Here is a 3,056-nt window from a genome sequence, read left to right as displayed (position 1 = left end):
TAAAACTGCTTATAGTCAACTTAAAACAGAATAAGAGCGGCGTAAACAGTTTGTAAATAAAAATGATTCCTGTTCACGTTTGAAAATCAATTCCAAAGGCATTGCAATCTGAACGTCTGGGCTGATATGAAACAAACCAAATCAGGATTAGTGGCCAAGTTATTCTAAGTTTTGGTTTTTGGCGGACGACCAAAATCAATCTGTAAATATTTAACCAACAAATAGGTTACAACGGCCTGCCGTATGATGCGTAGCTTGTGTTGCGCCTGCGGCAAGCTATGCATTATGACGGCTTGTTAGAGGGCGTTTTTGTCTTTTGCTAATTCAATAGCTTTTTCTAAAAATTCATCTCGGCCGTCTTTTACCCCTTGTATTGTTTTTTCAACATATATATCGGGCAATATTCCGACACCGTGCTGTTGGGTGCCATCATGTTTAATGACTTTCATACCGGTCCATGAAATCTTGTATCCGCCAGGCAGACCAAAAGGATTGACATTTCCATTTGTCCCGGCTGTAGGTTGACCAATAATTGTGGCAAGATTATACCCTTCAATATAGCCCATGTAACTTTCTGCATAACTGATAGCTCGCCCATCAGTTATAAAAAACACGTTTTTGTCGCCCAAGTATGGTTTTTGGGTTTTCATTACATCTATCCAATTGTGCTTTTTGTAACCTATGATTTTGTCTTGGTTAGGATATACAATTTGAGGTGTTTGCATCCATGCTGACGTTGTGTCATTAATCGCCAAAAGGTGTTGAATAAAACCATGATTGCCTTTAGGATACCCTCTCAAATCACAGATGATTGAGTTACAATCCTGCAGTTTAGGTAATAACATGGTAATTGTATCCATTTCAATGATATCCAGATTCAGATACCAAATCCCCTTTTCTATTTCTTTATATTTATTGCTATTCACCGATTGTCTCGACCACTGATATGGCTTAACGGTTCTTTTTAATTGATATTCATTTCCATCAATTACAAGCTCTATACAACTTTGATAATCTCCCAATAAACTAATAGTGTTAGCTCTATAGTTCAGCCATCCCTCAGTTGCCGCTGAGATTCTCGAATAGGTCTCTTTAAAATACTGTTTTGAAGTTTTGCCATCGACATGAGTTACAATATCTCCTAATTTTATTGAGTCATTATTTTCTTCAACCTGTGTGATGATTAACTTATTCTCGACCCACTCCCAAGCAATCGGAGGAGCGTAAGCTGAACTCACCGATTTACCATAAACGTTAACATGACCATCTTTAAGAGAAGCTGTGAATTTTTGAAGCGTAATTAAATGGTCTGATTTTGTTTCGTCAGAATAGCATCTTTGAAGTGCACACTTAAATTCATCTTCCCAATTAACATCAACAACATCAAAATAGGGATAAAAGTGTTGAAACACATTATATACATTTATCACATTCCCTAATCGAGAGTACGAATTCTGAGTTAATGAATATTTAATGCGCTTTAATTCGTCTTGCAATTTTATCAGGTCATCGTGGTTTGCCTGCGGAAAGGTATAGTCATTATTAGAATAAAGCACTAGTGGAATCTGGCAGTATATGCCATTGCCGATTTCTTTAATGATGCATTCATTAGTATCCGGTTGATAGTTGAAAAGTTGGATACTACTTTCATCATTACCTCTATTTATCCTTCTGCTTTCATAAGGTCTTCCTTTATTTTCCATCCCGATACTAACACCGAAATGTTGCCAATATGTTGACTTAAATCCTTCAAGACTGTCGGGTACAGGTAGGTTAGAATCAAATTCTGAAATATCGGATGAAAATCTAATTGTTGGAGCAATTGGTTCAAATAGGATTTCTAAAACCTTAATAACATCACTTTGTGATTTGCATTGGTCTATCTGAGCAGCACCGTATATCGAAAAACTGTTCCAATCAAGCTGAGTAGCCTCATCACTTGGATGAAAATATTTGACATATCCGTATACCTTTGCGAAAGTAATCTGATTTTCAATCCTTTTTGATTCTTTACTACAACCAATCAAGAGCAGTAAGAATATTGTTATGCAATAAATATGTACTTTCATGTTATTTTTGTTATCCTAACGTCAAAATTTATAATTTACATTCCCTTGAATATTTGCACGTTAGCAAAAGAATTGAATAAACCTAAAAGGTATTGATTACCTTGTCTAAAAATCAATTCCATAGGTTTATAGGGGGAATGCCCTCTAACGGCCTGCCGCATGGCGTCGTAAGGCGAATGTTGACCTCACCAACCTTCCAAAAAGGAGTGAAGCCAAAGCGCATATTTTGTTTTACATTTCTTTTAAAGCCAAATCTGCGATTTGGCGCTGCCAGCCGAAGTTGCGGACTTTGTAAAACACCACGAATGCCTTATGCGCTATTGCGGTTTGTTAGGTGGCGTTTTTTATTTTAATCATATCATTTTTGCAATCATACTCCATTGTTAAATGCCTATTCCAATTCAAAAATTCATCGCATGTAAATTCTAATATTTCACCATTCCATTTCTTAAACTCAATCAAATCCATTTTTATTGGGCTTCTTAATAGGATTTTATGGTCTATATTATTTTCTACTTTTTCAATATGGTAATAGTCGGAGATTAGGAAGTCTCCATTCGGTGCCACTGTCAAATTATGGTATTGCCCATGGTCTTCCACTTTCATTAAATTACCACTATTAATGTCTAATTGAAAAATATACTTTGAGGTCAATACTAAAACGATTTCATATCTAAAAGAGATAGCAACCTGCTTAGGGAAACCTCTAAAATGTCCACACCACTCAGTAAAGTCTACATTTGTGAACTTTATCCAAGTCCAGCTTTGTGAATTCCATGGACTCTCATAATCATAAATTCTCTCCTCAAATTGTCCAGAATATGGTTGACTTATAATCTCGGCTTTTTCTATCATTTAGCCCAATTTTTGCTTGAATTTGGGAATGCCACCTAACGGTGAGTATAAGAATAGTAGCCGACTGCGTGGTACTTTCCTGTCAAGTTACAGAAGAGTTGGAGCGGGCTACAACTGCTGATTTTACTACTG

At 36.3% G+C, this 3,056-nt stretch carries 2 protein-coding genes; both read right to left on the bottom strand.

Annotation, left to right across the window (positions count from 1 at the left end):
• Window positions 1-296: 296 nt before the first annotated feature.
• Complete coding sequence (locus tag ACSX1H_RS18995) at window positions 297-2,069, bottom strand: S41 family peptidase (protein ID WP_439185834.1); 1,773 nt, start codon at window positions 2,067-2,069, stop codon at window positions 297-299.
• A gap of 330 nt (window positions 2,070-2,399) precedes the next feature.
• Window positions 2,400-2,924: a hypothetical protein gene (locus tag ACSX1H_RS18990; protein ID WP_439185833.1), complete on the bottom strand. Its 525-nt coding sequence runs from the start codon at window positions 2,922-2,924 to the stop codon at window positions 2,400-2,402.
• Window positions 2,925-3,056 lie beyond the last annotated feature (132 nt).

Source organism: Carboxylicivirga taeanensis, assembly GCF_051851475.1.
GTDB lineage: Bacteria > Bacteroidota > Bacteroidia > Bacteroidales > Marinilabiliaceae > Carboxylicivirga > Carboxylicivirga taeanensis.
Note: the sequence above shows the minus strand (reverse complement) of the source record. Positions and strands in the feature narration are given on the sequence as shown.